Here is a 20,131-nt window from a genome sequence, read left to right on the forward strand (position 1 = left end):
TGCTTCTTTTTTACTGATTAGAGGAGTATATTCGAAGTTGGAATTTTTCTTTCTTTAGAATTATTTTAATGCACTTTTTTATGAAATAGGAGGATGTAGGATGGATATTGTGACACTAGCGCGAATCCAGTTTGCGATGACGACGATTTTTCACTTTTTCTTTGTACCGTTTTCGATCGGAACTGGTGTCGTCGTTGCAATTATGGAGACACTTTATGTGATCAAAAAAGATGAAAAATATCGCCGGATGACGAAGTTTTGGGGAAATATTTTTCTATTAAGTTTTGCTGTCGGGGTCGTGACAGGGATCATTCAAGAATTTCAATTTGGGATGAACTGGTCAGACTATTCTCGTTTTGTCGGGGATATTTTTGGTGCGCCCTTGGCTTTGGAGGCTTTGTTGGCGTTCTTCTTAGAATCGACGTTCTTAGGACTGTGGATCTTTACATGGGATCGGGTCAGTCCCAAGCTGCACGCCACCTTTTTCTGGTTGGTGACGCTTGGTTCGATGCTATCGGCGTTTTGGATCTTAGCTGCCAATAGTTTTATGCAGCATCCAGTGGGGTATACCTTGAACAATGGCCGGGCAGAAATGACTGACTTCGGTGCATTATTGGCAAATCCACAAGTGTGGTATGAGTTTTTACACGTGATCACCGCAGCCATCACGATGGGTGGGATCATTGTTGCTGGTTTATCAGCCTTTCGTCTATTGAAGAAAGACAAAGACATTGACCGCGATTTTTTCAAAAAATCAATGCGGATCGGTTTTGCGGTGGCATTGTTCGGTTCATTCACCGTCTTGCTAGCCGGGGATGAACAAATGAAATACTTGGTTGAAGAACAACCAATGAAATTTGCCGCAATGGAAGGAACTTATGAAGATACCGGGAGTCCTGCGGCTTGGACTGTCGTTGCTTGGGCGAATGAAGCGGAACATCACCAAGTTTTCGGTATTTCGATTCCATATATGTTGAGTATCTTAGCCTTCAATGAACCCTTCGGCTCAATCGATGGGATGGATACGGTCAATCAGCAATTGATTGAAACCTACGGCGACCGTAATTACTACCCGCCGGTCAACACACTCTTTTGGAGCTTTCGGATCATGGCTGGTTTTGGTGCCTTGATGCTGTTGGTTTCTGGTCTGGGGTTGTATTTTACGCGTAAGAAGAAACCGTGGCTCTTTGAAAAACGCTGGTTACTTTGGGTAGTGGCAATCACTTTGTTCACCCCATTTATTGCCAATACAGCTGGTTGGCTGATCACGGAGTTAGGGCGTTACCCATGGACGGTTTACGGCTTGTTTACGATCGAAGATAGTGTGTCACCAAACGTTTCCGTGACCTCTCTCTTGATCTCAAATATCGTTTACTTCCTCTTATTCTCTGGCTTAGGCGGAACAATGGTCTATCTTGTGAAACGGGAAATGGATCATGGACCTGAAAAAGAAGCCTTTGGTGAAATCAGCCAAGGAGACAACCAAGATGGGTACGAAGACCCATTTGATAAGGAGGCGTTTGAAGGATGACCGGTCTGCAATTACTATGGTTCACGTTGATTGGGCTTTTATTTTCCGGATTCTTCTTCTTAGAAGGGTTTGACTTTGGTGTGGGGATGTCTGTGCAGACATTGGCTCACAATGAAGAGGAAAAAGACCAGATCGTTAAAACGATCGGGCCTGTCTGGGATGGCAATGAAGTGTGGCTATTGACCGCCGGCGGAGCGATGTTCGCCTCATTTCCATACTGGTATGCTTCTTTGTTCAGCGGGTTTTATTTGATTTTGCTGTTGATCTTAGTTGGGTTGATCATTCGTGGTGTCTCCTTTGAGTTTCGAGCGAACTTCCCGAAAGAGCACAAAAACATTTGGAACTGGACGTTGACGATCGGCAGTACGATCGTACCGTTTTTCTTCGGTCTGATGTTTGTCAGCATGATCCAAGGAATGCCTTTGGGTGAAGATGGCAACATGACCGCAACCTTTACGGATTACGTCAATCCCTTTTCAATCGTTGGCGGGATCGCGTTGACCTTGTTGTGCTACTTGCACGGATTAAACTATATCGCTTTGAAAACGGAAGGTCCGATTCGGGCACGGGCACGCAACTATGCAAGTATTTTTTATGGCATCCTATATGCAGGCTTAATCGTCTTTGCTGTGATGCTTTACTTCCAAACGGATTTCTTTGAGAATCATTTTGCGACAACGCTTGGTTTGTTGCTTGTGATCGTTGTACTGACACTGATTGCAAATATCGGCGTCTTTAAAGGCAAAGAAATGATGGCTTTCATTGCGAGCGGCTTGACGTTGATCGCTTTGGTGGCATTGATCTTCACAGGGTTATTCCCAAGAGTCTTGATCAGTTCGATCGATTCAAGCTATGACCTGTTGATCGCTGATGCGTCTTCAAGCCGCTACACATTGAAGATCATGAGTTATCTTTCACTGACGATCTTGCCTTTCGTCTTGGCCTATACGGCTTGGAGTTACTATATCTTCCGTAAGCGGATCAGTCATACGGAGGCGTTGGAGGGGTATAAATGATTGATAAACAAATCATGAAGCTCCCAGGAATGAAACAACTTTTAGGGCTGCTTGCGGGACTTTCGTTCCTGCAGGCGCTCTTCATTATTGGGCAGGCGTATGGATTGGCACGTGCCATCACTGGCTTATGGGAAGGACGACCATTAGAGGAACAGTGGGGCTGGATTCTGCTGTTCTTTTGTTCGTTTATCGCCCGGCAAGCCGTTATCTATTTCCGTTCCAAAAGACTCGATGATTACAGTTACCAGCAAGCTGCCGATCTGCGGGATCAATTATTGGAGAAATTGTTTCGTGTCGGTCCTCAGATCGCACAACAGCAAGGGACGGGAAATGTAACAACGATGGTCTTGGAAGGGATCAACCAAGTCGAAAACTACTTGAAATTGATTCTTGCCAAAATCATGAATATGTCGATCATTCCTTGGGTCATTTTGGCACTCGTTTTTTATCTGGATTGGGAATCCGGCTTGGTCTTGCTGTTGGTGTTCCCCTTGATCATCATTTTTATGATCATCTTGGGCTATGCCGCCCAAAGCAAAGCGGAAAAACAATACCGGACGTTTCAATTATTGTCCAATCATTTCATCGATTCTTTGCGAGGGATCGACACGCTGAAATTGTTTGGGGTCAGTAAAAAATATGGCAAAAGTATCTTTGCTTCCAGCGAACGGTTTCGGAAAGCGACGATGGCTTCATTAAAAGTCGGTATTTTATCGACCTTCGCCTTAGACTTTTTCACGACCTTATCGATTGCCGTCGTGGCAGTCTTGCTAGGCTTGCGGCTGATCAATGAAGGGATCTTGCTGTTTCCGGCGTTAACTATCTTGATTTTAGCACCAGAATATTTCTTGCCAATCCGCGACTTTTCCAGTGATTATCATGCAACCTTAGACGGGAAAAATGCGATGACTGCGGTGACGGAGATCTTGCATCAGCCGGAAGCCCAAGTACCGGCAGTAACGGTGCCTCGTTGGCAGGAAGACGCCCAGTTAACGATTGATCAGCTGGCTTTTTCCTACGAGGAAAAAGCAGCTTTGAGGGATATCAACTTGAACGTGACTGGCTTCAAAAAGATCGGGATCATCGGTCTGAGCGGTTCTGGCAAGTCTACCTTGATCAATACTTTGAGTGGCTTTCTCGTGCCAGACAGTGGCGAGATCACTCTTGGAGGAGCCCAAACCACGGCCTTTCGCCAAGCAAGCTGGCAAGAACAGCTGATCTATATTCCGCAAAATCCTTATATCTATCGGTTGACCTTGCAGGAAAATGTCGCGTTTTATCAGCCGACAGCTACCAAAGAAGCCGTACTGAAAGCCATTGAAGTGGCAGGCTTGACTGAGCTTTTGGCAGAGCTGCCGCAAGGGTTGGACACGATGTTAGGAGAAGGGGAACGGCATCTAAGTGGTGGACAAGCCCAACGGATCGCTTTAGCCCGTGCCTTCTTAGATCAGCAACGAAAGATTCTTTTGTTTGATGAACCAACGGCACATTTGGATATTGAAACTGAAGTTGCCTTAAAGGAACGGATGCTGCCGCTGATGGAAAACCGGTTAGTCTTTTTTGCAACCCATCGCTTGCACTGGATGGAAGAAATGGATGAAATCATCGTGATGGATCAAGGAAGAATCGTGGAACAAGGCACCTTGACACAACTGCAGCAAAAGCAAGGTGCTTTTACAGAACTAGTCAATGGAATGAGGAGGGAACAGCTTGAATAAAATCGGCTTATTGCGCTCATTGAAAACCGATACCTGGGTCAAGCCTTTCTTGTCAAAATACAAAAACGTTTTGGCGCTGGCCTTATTCCTAGGCTTCTTGACCTTTTTCTGTGGTGGGGCACTGATGTTTAATTCGGGGTACCTGATCAGCCGCTCGGCATCGATCCCAGAAAACATTCTATTGGTTTACATCCCGATCGTACTGACCCGAGCGTTTGGGATCGGCCGTCCAGTCTTTCGCTACTTGGAACGGTTGACCAGTCATAGCTGGGTCTTGCGCATGACCTCTAATTTACGTTTGAAATTGTATAACGTAGTAGAAAAAGATGCGATCTTCTTTAAGCAAGCGCATCGCACAGGGGATATCTTGGGCTTATTGGCAGAAGATATCAACCATATTCAAAACCTGTATTTGCGGACGATCTTTCCTACTGTGATCGCTTGGATCTTGTATGCGTTCTTGATCATTGGACTAGGCTATTTTTCTTGGTGGTTTGCTTTGGTGATGCTGCTGCTATTAGGGATCATCGTCTTTGTCTTGCCGCTTTGGTCGGTGATCATCAACGGCGCGCGGCAAGAAAAGCAAAAACACATGAAAAACAACTTGTATACGACACTGACGGATAATGTATTAGGGGTTTCTGATTGGGTCTTCTCTCAAAGAGGGAGCGAGTACGTGGCTGCCCATAAGGAACTGGAAACGCAGTTGCGGGCGGTGGATGAACAGATGCTGTCCTTTGATCGCCGGCGTGATTTTCTTTTACAAAGCATCTTTGGGGTGATCGCTGTCGCATTGCTACTTTGGACCAGCATTCGCTTTCCAGGTAACCACGGAGGAGCAGCCAACTGGATCGCTGCCTTTGTCCTGTGCGTCTTTCCTTTAGTTGATGCATTTGCGCCATTACCGTCAGCTGCTCAAGAAACCAATCGCTACAAAGACTCCATCGATCGCTTCAATGCATTACCAGAAGAAAATAGCCAAGAGGTCTCCATGGAGCAACCGTCAATACCTGAAGTGACGGGCCTCGTGTCGATCACAGTCAAGGACTTGCATTTTCAGTATCCTGAAGGCAAAGAAGTGCTTCATGGGCTGGATCTAACGATTCCTGCACATCAAAAACTAGCGATCCTTGGCCGCAGCGGTTCTGGGAAAAGTACATTTGCCTCCTTGTTGCGAGGCGATCTGCAACCGACGCAAGGGGCGATCACCTTAAATGACGTGCCAGTGACGGCATTGAGTGAGTCAATCAGTGACTTGATCGGTGTCATCAATCAAAGTCCCTATCTTTTCCATACGACCGTCTTGAATAATATTCGGCTAGGCAATGAGTCGGCTTCGGAAGAAGAAGTCTGGCGCGTACTGGAGCAAGTCGGGTTGAAAGAAATGGTGGCAGCTTTGCCTAATGGTTTGGCGACGATGGTGGATGAAGCCGGCTTGCGTTTTTCTGGTGGAGAACGGCATCGTTTGGCATTGGCGCGAATCTTGCTAAAAGACACCCCAATCATCTTATTGGATGAGCCAACCGTCGGCTTAGACCCAATCACGGAGCAAGGCGTACTTGAAACCTTTTTCCAAGTGCTGGAGAACAAAACGATCATTTGGATCACCCACCACTTGCAAGGAATTTCGATGATGGATCGTGTGCTTTTTATTGAAGATGGTCAGTTGACCATGAGCGGAACACCTGCCGAATTGGCCGCAGAAAATAAACATTTTCAACACTTATTGGCCATTGACCAAGGACGACGATAAAAAAGAGCGTCCATCAATCAGTGATGGACGCTTTTCTTATCATTGCGCTATGGCTCAGTAATTGCGCTGCAAGAGCAGTTCAGTTAATGAACGAATTTTGGCCTTGCTAGGTGCTTCTGGCAGCAGATCGATGTCGTCTAAGGCTTTTTGCGTGTAGGTGACCGCGAAAGCGCGCGCTTTTTCGACACCGCCGTAACGGACGACAAGATCCGCAACTTCTTGGGCTTCTGCCAAGGAGAGTGCTGCTTTTTTATTCAAATAAGGAGCGAATGCTGCAGGTGCCTGTTCTTTGGCAAATAGCAGCGGCAAGGTATAGACCCCTTGCGCCAAATCTTCTAGAATCGGTTTTTTCAAGGTGCCGCTATCAGAGGTGTAGTCGAGAATATCGTCGAATACTTGAAAGGCGATCCCGATGTTGCGCCCGATCTCACCAGCTCGTTCTTGGTTTTCTGTGTCGAGGCCGCCAAAATGAGCGCCTTCGAGACAAGCGAGCCAAAACAGTTCAGCGGTTTTGCCGTTGATGCTTTGCAGATAGTCGTCAATCGATTCATGGATGTTGTAGCGAGTGTGCATTTGATCAAGTTCGCCTAAAAGGAGTCGTTTCATGGCTTGTGCGTTGGTTTTTAAAAACGGGGAGCCATTCATACTTTCGATCAAAAGCTCAAAAAATTGGGTGAACAGAAGATCACCCGTGTAGACCGCGATATCCTTGCCATATTTGGCTTGAACAGTGACTTGACTGCGCCGCAGCGGCGAATCGTCAATAATGTCGTCATGGATCAAAGTGGCCATGTGTAAAATTTCTAGAGAAGCAGCAATTTTTGTTAATTGGTCGGTTTTTTTATAATGGGGATCGCCTAAGTCAGCAAATAAAAAAAAGAGCGCTGGCCGCAGCATTTTTCCACCTGAATAAGTAAAGTCGATCAAAACATCTTGTATCTCTTTGTTACGAACAGTAACGTGTTCTTCAATGATGGAACATACGGTTTTCAATCGTTGTTCGATCGTCGGATAATCGATCCAAAAGTCAAACATAGTATAACCCTTTCTAACAGTCATTCAGCCCTTATTCTAGCGTAAAGGGGCGTGATTGACTAGTTTAATGCACTCACTAAAGGAGGTGAAGTTGTGACGCTACCTGTATTTTTAGAACTTGTCGAATTTAAAGCAAAAACCGCCAGTATTTTGCCATTTTTTATTGGTGTCTGCTACAGCTGGTACAATTATCAAACGATTCATCTTGGCTATGTCTTGTTGTATTTCATTGCCATGCTGATCTTCAATATGGCGGTGGATATTTTAGATAACTACAACGATTACCATCATGCCACAGAAGGGCATGATTACAAAGAAAAAACCAATATCATTGGTCGGGAACAATTGTCTGTCAAATTGGTTTTTTGGTTGATGGTCTCCATGATCATCCTTTCCGCTGCCATGGGGATCGCCTTGGCAATGGTGGTTGGCTGGCCGCTCTTTTGGATGGGGCTGTATTGTTACCTAGTCGGGATCTTTTATTCCTCTGGTCCACGGCCGCTTTCTAGTTTGCCTTTAGGCGAGTTCTTTTCCGGCTTTACGATGGGCTTTATGATCTCATTGATCTGTGTCTATCTCAATGCCTATCAAACCTTTGAATGGAACATTGCCACGATTGGCAGTATTTTCTTGATCTCATTACCCAACACATTATGGATCGCCAACTTGATGCTGGCAAACAACATTTGTGATCTGGAAGAGGATGAAAAAAATGAGCGCTATACGCTGGTGCATTACCTTGGTAAAGCCCGTGCGTTGAAATTATTTATCGTGATGAACGTCTTGGCGTTTGTTGCGATCATTGCCTCAGTTGCTCTCAACATTGCGCCTTGGTCACTGGTTCTGACCTTTTTCGCGGCGCCCTTTGTCTGGCAACAGACAAAACGATTTATGCAAAAACAAATCAAAAGAGAGACCTTCATTTGTGCCGTTCGGATCCTTGCGGTCGGAGCATGCGTACAAGTGCTGTGTTTTGCGATTGGTTTGATTTTATAATTTTTACAGCAAAGAAAGGAAGTAAGGAAACATGAAGGAAGTTGTCATTTTAGGAGCAGGGTATGCTGGATTGCGAGCATTGCACGTACTGCAAGGAGCAAAAGAAGCGTTTCACATCACATTGATCGACAAAAACGATTATCATTATGAGGCAACCGATCTTCATGAAGTTGCGGCTGGTACGCAACCAAGAGACCGCATTTGCTATCCCATCAATGATGTCGTTCGTCCCCAAAAGACGAGCTTTGTTCAAAAGGAAGTTGCGTCGATCGATCGTAACCAGCAAGTGATCGTTTTTAAAGATCAATCCACGTGCACGTATGATTATTTGATCGTGGCGTTAGGCTTTGAATCAGAATCATTTGGGATCCCTGGTGTCGAGGAGCATGCGTTGGAAATGGTGGATGTCGACTCCGCAGAAAACATCTATCATCATTTGTTGAAACAAATGAAGGCATACAAAGAAACACAAAATCCTGACTACCTAAAAATCGTTGTCTGCGGTGCTGGTTTTACCGGAATCGAATTGCTGGGTTCATTGGTGGAAAACCGTAAAACCTTTGCGAAAGCAGCAGGCGTCAAGCCAGAAGACATCAAACTGTATTGTGTCGAAGCAGTGACTCGTTTATTACCGATGTTTGATGAAAAACTATCGGATTATGGGATCAAAAATCTCGTTAAATGGGGCGTGAACTTCCTGACTGGTAAACCCATCAAATCAATCAAACCGGGTGTCGTTGTCTATCAAGATGATGCCGATACAGGAGCAACAGCTGAATTATCAGCCAAAACCATCGTTTGGACCACAGGCGTCAGCGGCAGCCATGTGATGGCTGAATCAGACTTTTCTGCTCGTCGTGGTCGCGTGATGGTCAATCAAGACCTAACAGACCCTGATCATAGTAACGTCTATGTTGTCGGTGATGTTTCAGCAGTCATGGACCCAGCGACCAATCGCCCGTATCCAACAACGGCTCAAATCGCTTTGAAGATGGGGCAGCATGCGGGTAAAAATATCTTACGTCAAATGAACGGGGAAAAACCAACAGATTTCCACTTTGAATCATTAGGTTCAGTGGCGTCTATCGGCAATACCCATGCCTTTGGCTTAGTAGGGAAAATGGGCATCAAAGGCTATCCCGCTTCCGTGGTGAAAAAAGCCATTATGGACCGTTCCTTGTACCAAACCGGTGGGGTCAAAGAAGTATTGGCGAAAGGCCGCTTCGACTTTTATCATTGAGCAATAGAGACAGCAGACTGCGAGGGTGACCTCGCAGTTTTTTTTTCAAAAAAAGCAGTGGCGGCATCCCGCAGACTACTTTTTTCTCCCAGAAACTGCTATGATAGCCAAAAGAAGAGGACAAAGGAGCAAGGACAATGGCAGAAGGTCAACGAGTGTTACAGGGAATGGGAACGGTGATCACGATTTGGGTGCAGCATGAAACCCCAGAAGTGATCTTAGAGGAAGCAGCGAAAAGAGCCGTGGCCTTTGAACAGCGTTTTAGTGCCAATGACCCGACGTCTGAGTTGATGCAGATCAATCAGCAGGCAGGACAAGGAGCGATCGCCGCCACACCGGAATTGGTTGAATTGATCGCACTAGGGAAAACCCATAGCTTGCCAAAAGATAGCTACTTAAATATTGCCATCGGTCCTTTAGTGCAGGAATGGCGAATCGGGTTTCAAGATGCCCATCTACCAACGCCTGAGAAAATTGCTGAACTGCTGCCAAAGACTGATCCCGCCAAGATCGTTTTGGATGAAACGCTGCAGACCGTTGGGTTAGCTGCCGGCATGAAGCTTGATCTAGGGGCCGTTGCGAAAGGGTATTTTGCTGATTTGTTGATGGCGTATTTCAAGCAGGTCGGTGTCACAGCCGCTTTGATCGATCTTGGGGGCAATGTGGTGACTTACGGCGATGCCCCGAGCCATGCTGATGGCTATTGGCGGATCGGGATCCAAAATCCTTTCTTGCCAAGAGGGAATTTTGTCGCCGCGTTGAAGGTACACAATCAGTCAGTCGTTACATCAGGGATCTATGAACGAACCTATCAGGTAGCGGGCAAGACCTATCATCATATCTTTGATCGAGAAACGGGCTATCCGTTAGAGTCAGCCATTGCCAGTGTCACGATTCTATCCGACAAATCGGTTGATGGAGAGATTTGGACGACCCGCTTATTCGGCAAAGAGCCGCCAGCCATCTTGCAGGAGCTGGCGCCGTTAGAAGGGATCACTGGATTAGTCATTACCAAACAAGGTGAATTGATCTATCCGCAAGAATTAGCACGTTTGATCGAAACGCCAACAGCAGAATGAAAACAAGCAGCGACTACCTAGGAATATAGGTGATCGCTGCTTGTTTTTTTTGTAAAAAAAGAAAGTTAGACGTGGTGCAAAAAGGTCTCGATCAAGGCGGCTTCGCTGTTTGACAATGCCCGTTCGGCTTGGTGGGCAATAAAATAGGTGAGGGACAAGAGTTCCTCTGGCATTGGATAAAGATTAAAAGGGGTCGCGGTCGCTGCTTGTAGCACGCTTTCTGGTACGATCGCAATCCCAAGGTTGTTTTCTGCCAATGCCGCTGCTGTATAAATATTGCTGCTTTCTATGAGAACCGTCGCCTCTACTTTGTATTTTTGCAGCAATTGATCGATTTGGCGCCGAATCGCCGAGCCGCTGGCGGTCAAAATCAATGGACTTTGCAGCAAGTCTTTGACGGCCAATGAATCAGGCGCTAAATACCGCTTCTCTGGTTGATACAGGGAAGAACAAGGCGGAATGATCGCTAGATACCGTTCTTGATTGGTACTGTGGACCGTTAGATTCGGTGCGATCGTCTCAGGATTTTGTCCGATAAAAAAGTCCAGCTGCCCATTCAGCAGGCGTTTTTCATTGTGCTTCGGCAGGTCTTCCCGCAAGAAAAAGTGCACGTTGGGATAGTGTTCATAATACGCAGGCAAAAAGAGCGGCAGCAGGTAAGAACCAAGGCTTGGCAAGATGCCTAAGCGCAAAGAACGCTTCTCGGTCGCGGTATACCAAGACAGCCGACTTTTCAATTTGGCAGATTCTGTTTCCAAGGTTTCTAGATATTGATAATAGATTTTACCAGCTTCCGTCAGTTGAAAATGTCCCGGCTGCCGATTGATGATGGGGGTCCCTAGCTCTTGCTCGGCTCGTTTCACGGTTTGCGTCAAGTAAGGCTGTGAAATGTAGAGATCTTTGGCGGCTTTGGTGTAGTTGCTATGCTTTAACAAGGTATCGAGGTATTGCAGCATCAGATGGGAATCTTTAAGTGCCATCGCGTTGTCCTCCTAGTCATTTTTCTCATTATAACAAATTTGTTATCGATGGATAATTAAATAAATATTTCACAAATAAAAAATTCAGCCGTACACTTAATGGGTACTTGGGGAAGATTTTTTTGTTTAGGAAGAAGCCTTTCATCTCAGTAGGTCGTAAAAAACAACTTGAGAAACGATTGAAAAAAGAAATCAAAGCCAATGGTCAAAAACTTTTTATTTTTTGTTAAATGTTAAATTATTCACAATTAGGAGAGATGATAATGAAATTGATTGGAATCGTAGGAACCAACTCGACGCGTTCGACCAACCGTCGCTTACTGCAATTTATTCAAAGCCATTTTAGTGACCAAGCGGAGATCGAACTTTGCGAAATCAGTGATCTGCCGGCATTTAATGAACCAGAAGATCGGACGGCACCAGCGGCAGTCCAAGCCTTGTCAGAGAAGATCGAAGCAGCAGATGGGGTAATCATCAGTACACCAGAATACGACCACTCGATCCCAGCGGTGTTAAAAAGCATGATCGAATGGCTTTCTTATACGACGCGGCCTTTGATCGATAAACCAGTGATGATCACGGGTGCTTCTCTTGGTGCATTAGGTTCATCGAGAGCCCAAGCCCACTTGCGTCAGATCTTAGATGCGCCTGAAGTAAAAGCCCGAATCATGCCGAGTGCGGAATTTTTGTTAGGGCATTCCATGCAAGCCTTCGATGAACAAGGAAACTTGATCGATAACGAAAAAGTTGCCGAACTAGAAGACTGTTTCAATGAATTTGTCTTGTTCGTCGAAATCACGAACCGTCTGGTCAGTGAATATTCAACGGCTAAAGAACGAGCAAAGAAATTTTCGTGGGAACAAGCATAAGAAAGAGAGGAACTAGTCATGAAATTTGTCGGCCTAATCGGAACGAACGCCAAAAAATCGACCAATCGCCAATTAGTAGCGTTTATGCAGCGAGAATTTGCTGCCCTAGCAGAAATTGAACTGCTGGAAATCAAGGATGTTCCAATGTTCAATGAAACACAAGATCAAACCAATAGCGAAGTGATCCAACGGTTAAATAGCAAGATTTTAGCAGCCGATGGAGTGATTATCGCAACACCAGAGCATAACCATTCGATTCCTTCCGCATTGAAAAGCGTCTTGGAATGGCTCTCCTTCAATCTCCATCCCTTTGATGGCAAACCAGTGATGATCGTCGGCGCATCCTACGATGTGCAAGGCTCCTCCCGAGCACAGCTTCATTTGCGCCAAATCCTTGACGCTCCAGGTGTCAATGCGACAGTCATGCCAGGAAATGAGTTCTTGCTGGGGCGTGCGCATCAAGCCTTTGATGAACAAGGCAATTTAAAAGATCAACGAACGATCGACTTTTTGGAAAGCTGTTTCCGCAAGTTCGTTCGGTTTACGGAAGTCGCTAATTTGTTGAACGTACCAGAAGAAGTCGTTTATGAGCCTGGTGAATACACCGTCACAGCACCAGGACATAACGGGGATCTACCAATGGTCGTCAAATTAAGCGAAGAACGGATCGAAGCCATCGATATCGATACGTCTGGTGAATCAGAAGGGATCGCTGATGTCGTTTTCGTACGGATCCCTCAAGAGATCATTGAAGGGCAAACCTTAAATGTCGATGCGATCTCTGGTGCTTCGGTTACTAGTAACGGTGTCGTCGATGGGGTAGCAAAAGCCGTGAAAATGGCTGGTGCGAACCCAGATGTCTTGCGCAAACGTCCAAAAGCCGCCAGTGCTTTACAAACAGAAGATGAAACGTATACTACCGATGTCGTTGTCGTAGGTGGCGGCGGCGCAGGTCTGAGTGCAGCTGCCAGTGTGCTGCAAGCCAATAAAGACGTGATCTTAGTAGAAAAATTCCCAGCGATCGGCGGCAATACCGTACGTACTGGCGGACCGATGAATGCTGCGGATCCAAAATGGCAAAACGGCTTCTCCGCATTGCCTGGCGAACGCAGTGCTTTAGAAGAAGTGCTGACGATCGATGAACAAGACATCGATGCAGAATACTTGCCAGACTTCAAAGCTTTGAAGGCACAAATCACTGCGTATCTTTCAGAAACGACGCCAGAAAAAGAATACTTGTTTGATTCTGCTTTGTGGCATCGAATCCAAACTTATCTAGGCGGAAAACGCAAAGATTTGCATGGGCAACCGATCTATGGGAAGTACGAGCTAGTGAAAATCTTGACGGATCAAGCATTGGCCTCAGTGAAATGGTTAGAAGAAATCGGCGTAGAATTTGATATGAACAATGTCGATATGCCAGTAGGAGCGAAATGGCGCCGTGGGCATAAACCAGTCAAAAACGAAGGGTATGCCTTTGTATCGGCTTTGCATCAATTCGTGAAAGAACATGGCGGAACGATCTTAACCGATACGCCTGTCAAAGAATTATTGATCGAAGATGGTAAGGTTACTGGAATCATCGGGGAAGGCCGTAACGGTCAAAAAATCACAATCCATGCCAAAGCAGTGATTTTGGCTTCCGGCGGGTTCGGAGCGAACACCAAAATGTTGAAACAATACAATACCTATTGGACAGAGATCGAAGACGATATCAAAACGTCAAATTCACCAGCGATCACTGGTGACGGGATCAAACTAGGGGAAAGTGCTGGCGCGGAACTTGTTGGCATGGGCTTTTCACAAATGATGCCCGTATCTGATCCGAACACAGGGGCTTTATTCAGTGGGCTGCAAGTGCCGCCAGCTAACTTTGTGATGGTCAATCAAAAGGGGGAGCGCTTTGTCAATGAGTACGAAAGCCGCGATGTATTGACCCAAGCGGCGATCGATAATGGCGGATTGTTCTATTTGATCGCGGATGAAGAGATCAAGAAAACCGCTTATAACACGAGCCAAGAAAAAATCGATAAGCAAGTAGCTGCTGGTACGCTGTTCCGCAGTGAGACCTTGGCTGGCCTGGCAGAGCAGATCAATGTTGATCCAGCCGTCTTAGAGGCGACCGTTGCGAAATACAACAGCTATGTGGATGCTGGGAAAGACCCAGAGTTTGGCAAAGATGTTTTCGACTTGAAAGTGGAAAAAGCGCCTTTCTATGCCACACCAAGAAAACCAGCGGTTCACCACACGATGGGAGGATTGAAGATCGATCCGCAAACCCATGTGTTGACGAAGGAAGATCAAATCATTGAAGGACTATATGCAGCAGGAGAAGTTGCTGGGGGGATCCATGCCGGCAATCGCTTAGGCGGCAATTCGTTGACAGACATCTTTACTTTTGGCCGGATTGCTGGAAAGACAGCAGTCGCAGAACATCTCGAATAAAAAGCCTTGCGCGTTGTGACTCGTCACGCGCGCTAGCTTTTGAAAAAACATGTGAATAAAGTAACATGCTTAAAACAAAGGAGAGAAAAAATGGAAACAAAAATCAATCGCTGGCTGATTCTGATCGCTTCGACCGCAGTGTTGCTGTGTACGGGCGCTGTATATGCCTTTAGTGTCTTTGCAGGACCTCTTAGTCAATTAAAAGGTTGGTCCATGGAAGAGATCATGCTAGCCTTTACCATCAATGCCGCAGTTGGCCCGATTACCATGATTTTGGGTGGTTTGCTGACAGACCGAGGAGCCGCTAGATGGGTCATCGCTGGTGGAGGCGTGTTGTTCGGAGCGGGTTTCTTCCTGACGGGTTTGGTCAACTCACCCGCTATGCTGTACCTGACTTATGGAGTCTTTGCTGGTTTAGGGCAAGGCTTTGCCTATTCGGCTTGTTTAAGCAATACGATTCGGTTATTCCCGGATAAACGGGGACTGGCTTCGGGCTTGATCACAGCAGGTATGGGTGGGGCAGCGATTATTGCCGCACCGATTGCGAATCGTTTGATCGAATCACAAGATGTCTTAGCGGCGTTTCGGATTTTAGGAATTGCCTATATCGTGATCGTCTTGGTGGCTAGTCTATTTATTCGTAAAGCACCAGAAAATTACTGTCCAGCAGGTTGGCAACCAGCGGATCAAGGAAAAAATGGTCCTCAAATCAATCTAAATTGGTTGGACATGCTGAAGACACCAACTTTTTACTTGATTATCGTTATGTTAGGGGTAGGGGCTTTCTCAGGTTTGATGATTGCTTCCAACGCCTCAGTGATTGGGCAAAGTATGTTTGGTTTGACGGCAGCGGCCGCTGCCTTTTATGTCAGCTTGTACTCATTGAGCAACTGTTTTGGTCGTGTCCTTTGGGGCACCGTTTCTGATAAAATTGGTCGGACGAATACGTTGATGATCATCTATGGTGTGGTGGCATTGTCCTTATTCTTATTGACGCTTGGTCAAACAACTGTGATCTTCACTGTCGGGATCATCGGTTTAGGACTGTGCTTCGGTGGCGTGATGGGGGTATTCCCATCGATCGTTATGGAAAATTACGGACCGATCAATCAAGGGGTCAACTATGGAATCGTCTTTATTGGTTATTCTACGGCGGCATTCTTTGGCCCCAGAGTGGCAGCAGCAATCGCAGAAAGTAACCAAGGAGATTATACAAAAGCCTTCTATACGGCAATTTTCTTAGCAGTTTTTGGGCTTGTTCTCAACATAGGCTATGCGATGCTAAAAAAAGCCAAAAAGCCCGCACCTGTTATTAAATAACAATTCACCAAAAGTAGTCTTTTTGATAAAGGCTGCTTTTTTGGTGCTAAAACAACTCTTTTTTCTTTTTTTAGAACAGAGTATTGGCGGATGAAGCAAAAGAGAAAACTGTTTCATAGCAAGAATTTATCTCGTTGATTTCACTGTTTTTTCATCTTAACCCCCCATTTTTTAATAAATCGTGTTACAATAATAAAAGGCTAATACGACGGAGGGATTAAATGACAATTCGTAAAGAACGACGCCGCTTAGAAAAGCGCTTGAAGCGCACGCAATATACCCAAAAAAGTATTACGATGGCTACTACTTTAGTAGCGGGATCAACGTTTATCCCGACCTTAGGGCATGCGGCTGAAACGGCAACGACAGCAACCAGCAATGACCTTAAGGTCGTTGAACAAACAACAAACACTACACCAGAAACCGACAGCACGCCGGTTGAGGAAACGACAGAATCGACGACAGCACCTGTTGCGACCGAAGGAACTTCGGAAATAACGGAGGAGTCAGGAGCTGAAGCAGTTACTGAGGGATCAGAAACAGCGACGACAGAAAGCACAACAGTCGCTAGTGATGAAGTCTTAGAAGCAGATGAAGTACCATCAGCCCTTTCTGATTTGACTAGTCGGGCATTATTTTCACGGGCAACGATCGATCCGGCTGCCTTTATCAGTCAGATTTGCGGCTATGCAACGGAAGTGGCGGCAGCAAACGATCTGTATGCCTCTGTTATGATGGCACAAGCGATTTTGGAATCTGGTTGGGGCGCCTCGACTTTGACGACCACGGCCAACAATATGTTTGGGATCAAAGGCAGCTACAACGGCCAATACGTGACGATGGATACCTATGAAGATGATGGTTCTGGCAATTATTATTTGATCAGCGCTAAGTTTCGGAAATACCCATCATTAAAAGAGTCTTTTGAAGACAATGCATATGTGTTGCGCAACACGAGTTTTTCTAGCGGCAACTACTATTACAGCGGTGCATGGAAAAGCAATACGACCTCTTACACGCAAGCAACCGCTTGGCTACAAGGGCGGTATGCAACCGATACTTCTTATGCCAGCAAATTAAACAATTTGATCAGTACGTATAATTTAACGCAATATGATACTGGCAGCTCAAACACAGGTGGCGGCAATAGCAATGAAACGATCGTCAGTGATGAAACAGCGATCAATCAGCAGATGAAAACCACGTCATCTATGAATATTCGTTCCGATGCTTCCACCAGTGCCTCTATTACTGGTTCGTTAGCAGCTAATACGACGTTTACGGCAACGGCGACCAAAACCGGCACCAGCGTCAATGGCAACACCACGTGGTATAAAATTTCTGGCAAAGGTTGGGTCAGCGGCGCGTATTTGACGAAGGTTTCGACCGACTCTTCAAACAACAATAGCGGATCAGGCAACACCGGTTCTGACAATGGCAATTCCGGTACGACGATCAACAAGCAAATGAAGACGACGGAAGCGATGAATATTCGTTCTAGCGCGTCCACTAGCGGATCAGTGGTAGGGTCACTTAGCAAAGGCACGACCTTTACTGCCACTTCCATGAAAACCGGCACATCAGTCAATGGCAACAAAAATTGGTATTATGTCTCTGGCAAAGGTTGGGTCAGCGGTGCCTACCTTACTGAAGTGACCAACAATAATTCTTCTGAAGCGGAAAAAGAAGACAATGGTTCAAGTATCAATCAACAAATGAAAACGACGGCCGCATTGAATGTCCGCTCCGATGCTTCTACCAGCAGCCGTGTCGTGACAACGCTTGGTCAAGGGGTGACCGTTACCGTGACAGCGAAAAAGAACGGCACTTCAGTGGAAGGCAATAAAACGTGGTACTACGTTTCTGGCAAAGGTTGGGTCAGTGGTGCCTACTTGACAACAACCAGCAGCTCTTCCAATAATAACGGTTCAACAACCACAAATCAGCAAATGAAAACCACCGAGATTTTAAATGTTCGTTCCGATGCTTCTACCAGCAGTAGTATTACTGGTTCTTTAAGTAAAGGAGCAACCGTCACGGTTACCGCAACAAAAACCGGGACGACCGTCAATGGCACGAACAAATGGTATTATGTTTCTGGCAAAGGCTGGGTCAGTGGTGCCTACTTGACGTCTGCTAGCAGTGGGTCTTCTAATACGAATACCAGCAGCAGTTCAACGAAGACGCACACGGTGAAATCAGGGGACAGCTTATGGTCACTGGCACAAAAATATAACACCAGCATCAGCCAACTCGCATCATGGAACAACATCAACAGCAGCTATACGATCTTTGTCGGTCAAAAACTGATCGTTTCCAAGTAACAAGCAAAAAAACCGCGTGCAAGCCATTGGCTCACGCGGTTTTTTTATGATGGATCCGCTTCTTCCGGAGCAGCTAGTTTTTTTTTCAAGAAACCGCTTGTTTTTTCGTAAGCGCAATCAAACTATTTGGTCAATCATAGGACCCTGCGTTAGAATGAAAGAAGCAATAGAAATTGCTAGTTTTAAAGGAATTGCTTCAGAACCAGAACGATCGAAGCGTACACAAAATAAGGAGGATTTCACATGCACAACAGAAACCTAACGATTATTGGCAGTTACGACACTCGAACAGAAGTATTACCGGTTATTGAGCAATTGACAAACGAAGGCTATGGCAAAGAGGATATCGTGCTGTTTGCGAATCAAACAGTCATCGATCAATTTGGGTTAGAATCCATCGACGATGTGGAAGTGGAGCAGGCAGCTAGTGAGGATGAAGATCGTTCGCTTTGGGAAAAAATCAAAGATGCTTTTTCTTTCGGCGATTCCGATCATAGGCGTGATGAGCATGATCCGTTATATGGTTATCGTGATGACCTTGAACAAGACAAACTCGTTGTCGGTGTCTACGATTATCAGCCGATGGACAAAATAACCGATCGTGATGCAGATACTGGTCCGATCATCGATCAACCGTTACCAGGTGAAACAGCAATGCCAGATGAGTCCGTCCATCCAACGCCCCGCATGGGAGACAGCGATATTGAAGCACCGATCCATGACCCCAACCATCTGCGTAACTTATAAATAGAAGGGGTTAAACAATAAAGGAATCATTAAAGCCAGAGGAACAAGCATCCGTCGCACCTGCCAACCCTTAGTGAAGGGATGGGCCCGCAGGTGATCGACCGTCGCCCTCGGGCTTTTTTTGTTGCGCAACGGACAATTATGTCTTTGTCATCTTTGAAAATAAAACTTAATTTGTTGACGATTGCTTTTTTTTGTATAATATAAGAATGAGATAGATCATTGACGGAAGGTCCAACCATATTTTTGGGAAAGGATGGGGAGTGCGATGAAATTCAAGTTCAATATGCAGTCGGCATTAGTCAGTTGTTTTGTTGCGGTTTTTTTGAGTGTGGCGATCAATCAAGATGCCAATGCCTTTGTTGCCGCGCCCTTTGTACGAGATTCTTCCAGTAGTTCCTCCGAGCCACCTTACCAGACAGCAAGCAGCAGTATCGAAGAAACCTCTGATTCCAGTCAGATTTTTTATGAAGCCAGTGTTAGTTCTTACACATCGCCTTCAACGACTAGTCGCTCGATCGAAGCGTCGACAAATGAAGGCACGTCTGTTTCCGTAAGTGAAGCAGAGACAGAGCCTAGCGTCAGCACTTCTGCAAGTAGCGAAAGCAGTTCGAGTACCGCGCCGAGTGGCGGATCAACCACCACCAGCGATACGTCTAGCAGTAGCGCTAGCAGCAGTTCTTCAAGCTCTTCCAGTACGAGTTCGACCAGTACTACAACAAGCAGCTCCAGCAGTGAAACGACTGAGCCGTCTTCAGAAACCTCCAATAGCGACGACGAAGCCGCGGAAGATACGAGTGAAAATGTTGATCTAACAGTCGAAGGGGCTCACTGAGCCTGACTGTAAAAATCAGTCTCATCTAAAGGGACCATTTCAGCTAGGCCTTGTGCCTAGCTTTTTTATTTGCTTATGTTCAGAGCCACGAACACACCAAGCGCACGAAGGATGCGCGATTCCTCACTCTGAGACTTCAAAAAGTAACAAAGAGGAAGGTTTTTTGGAGGATTGCTGGAACAGAAAAGAGCTGTCTTACGTTTTTATTCACTGCCTCCATAAAAAAAGCTGCACTTGCAAGCA

15 protein-coding genes are annotated in these 20,131 nt (G+C 45.9%); 13 read left to right on the forward strand and 2 right to left on the reverse strand.

Annotated features, from left to right (window positions below):
- The first annotated feature begins 100 nt into the window (after window positions 1-100).
- From IGJ74_RS00405 to cydC, 4 genes are read left to right on the forward strand one after another with little or no spacing between them, the layout of a single operon-like run.
- Window positions 101-1,531: a cytochrome ubiquinol oxidase subunit I gene (locus IGJ74_RS00405; protein WP_005232838.1), complete on the forward strand. Its 1,431-nt coding sequence runs from the start codon at window positions 101-103 to the stop codon at window positions 1,529-1,531.
- The gene (gene cydB, locus IGJ74_RS00410) at window positions 1,528-2,547 is read left to right on the forward strand and encodes a cytochrome d ubiquinol oxidase subunit II (RefSeq protein ID WP_005232836.1); all 1,020 of its coding nucleotides are present in this window, start codon (window positions 1,528-1,530) and stop codon (window positions 2,545-2,547) included. The genes IGJ74_RS00405 and cydB overlap by 4 nt, the downstream gene beginning before the upstream one ends.
- A complete protein-coding gene (gene cydD, locus IGJ74_RS00415) occupies window positions 2,544-4,265 on the forward strand; it encodes a thiol reductant ABC exporter subunit CydD (RefSeq protein WP_016611632.1) in 1,722 nt (573 codons plus the stop codon). The genes cydB and cydD overlap by 4 nt, the downstream gene beginning before the upstream one ends.
- A complete protein-coding gene (gene cydC, locus IGJ74_RS00420) occupies window positions 4,258-6,018 on the forward strand; it encodes a thiol reductant ABC exporter subunit CydC (protein WP_218193006.1) in 1,761 nt (586 codons plus the stop codon). The genes cydD and cydC overlap by 8 nt, the downstream gene beginning before the upstream one ends.
- Before the next feature lie 54 nt (window positions 6,019-6,072).
- Here the strand turns inward: cydC and IGJ74_RS00425 are convergent, their stop codons facing one another.
- Window positions 6,073-7,053: a polyprenyl synthetase family protein gene (locus IGJ74_RS00425; protein WP_005226544.1), complete on the reverse strand. Its 981-nt coding sequence runs from the start codon at window positions 7,051-7,053 to the stop codon at window positions 6,073-6,075.
- Window positions 7,054-7,146: 93 nt separating this feature from the next.
- Here IGJ74_RS00425 and IGJ74_RS00430 point away from each other — a divergent pair, with 93 nt between their 5' ends.
- The 3 genes from IGJ74_RS00430 to IGJ74_RS00440 all read left to right on the forward strand — a co-directional run bounded on the left by IGJ74_RS00430 (window position 7,147) and on the right by IGJ74_RS00440 (window position 10,368).
- The gene (locus IGJ74_RS00430) at window positions 7,147-8,049 is read left to right on the forward strand and encodes a prenyltransferase (RefSeq protein WP_086294333.1); all 903 of its coding nucleotides are present in this window, start codon (window positions 7,147-7,149) and stop codon (window positions 8,047-8,049) included.
- Between the two features lie 31 nt (window positions 8,050-8,080).
- Window positions 8,081-9,289: an NAD(P)/FAD-dependent oxidoreductase gene (locus IGJ74_RS00435; protein ID WP_005232831.1), complete on the forward strand. Its 1,209-nt coding sequence runs from the start codon at window positions 8,081-8,083 to the stop codon at window positions 9,287-9,289.
- A gap of 137 nt (window positions 9,290-9,426) precedes the next feature.
- Complete coding sequence (locus IGJ74_RS00440) at window positions 9,427-10,368, forward strand: FAD:protein FMN transferase (protein WP_218193005.1); 942 nt, start codon at window positions 9,427-9,429, stop codon at window positions 10,366-10,368.
- Window positions 10,369-10,433: 65 nt separating this feature from the next.
- On the opposite strand, the gene IGJ74_RS00445 is transcribed toward IGJ74_RS00440, so the two are convergent.
- The gene (locus IGJ74_RS00445; RefSeq protein WP_218193004.1) at window positions 10,434-11,348 is read right to left on the reverse strand and encodes a LysR family transcriptional regulator; all 915 of its coding nucleotides are present in this window, start codon (window positions 11,346-11,348) and stop codon (window positions 10,434-10,436) included.
- Between the two features lie 263 nt (window positions 11,349-11,611).
- On the opposite strand from IGJ74_RS00445, the gene IGJ74_RS00450 reads away from it, so the two are divergent.
- From IGJ74_RS00450 to IGJ74_RS00475, 6 genes are all read left to right on the forward strand, one after another.
- Window positions 11,612-12,217, forward strand: coding sequence for an NADPH-dependent FMN reductase (locus IGJ74_RS00450; RefSeq protein WP_008376652.1), 606 nt, complete (start codon window positions 11,612-11,614; stop codon window positions 12,215-12,217).
- 18 nt (window positions 12,218-12,235) lie between these two features.
- The gene (locus IGJ74_RS00455) at window positions 12,236-14,662 is read left to right on the forward strand and encodes a flavocytochrome c (RefSeq protein ID WP_218193003.1); all 2,427 of its coding nucleotides are present in this window, start codon (window positions 12,236-12,238) and stop codon (window positions 14,660-14,662) included.
- A 90-nt stretch (window positions 14,663-14,752) separates the two neighbouring features.
- Window positions 14,753-15,982 carry an L-lactate MFS transporter gene (locus IGJ74_RS00460; RefSeq protein WP_218193002.1) on the forward strand — a complete coding sequence of 410 codons (1,230 nt, stop codon included), beginning with the start codon at window positions 14,753-14,755 and terminating at the stop codon, window positions 15,980-15,982.
- 221 nt (window positions 15,983-16,203) lie between these two features.
- Window positions 16,204-18,306, forward strand: coding sequence for an SH3 domain-containing protein (locus IGJ74_RS00465; protein WP_087664754.1), 2,103 nt, complete (start codon window positions 16,204-16,206; stop codon window positions 18,304-18,306).
- A gap of 243 nt (window positions 18,307-18,549) precedes the next feature.
- Window positions 18,550-19,053: a general stress protein gene (locus tag IGJ74_RS00470; RefSeq protein WP_087664755.1), complete on the forward strand. Its 504-nt coding sequence runs from the start codon at window positions 18,550-18,552 to the stop codon at window positions 19,051-19,053.
- Window positions 19,054-19,321: 268 nt separating this feature from the next.
- A complete protein-coding gene (locus IGJ74_RS00475; RefSeq protein WP_005232821.1) occupies window positions 19,322-19,888 on the forward strand; it encodes a hypothetical protein in 567 nt (188 codons plus the stop codon).
- Window positions 19,889-20,131: the final 243 nt, after the last annotated feature.

The sequence above is a fragment of the Enterococcus sp. AZ009 genome, from assembly GCF_050548785.1.
In the GTDB taxonomy this organism is placed as follows: domain Bacteria; phylum Bacillota; class Bacilli; order Lactobacillales; family Enterococcaceae; genus Enterococcus_D; species Enterococcus_D entomosocium.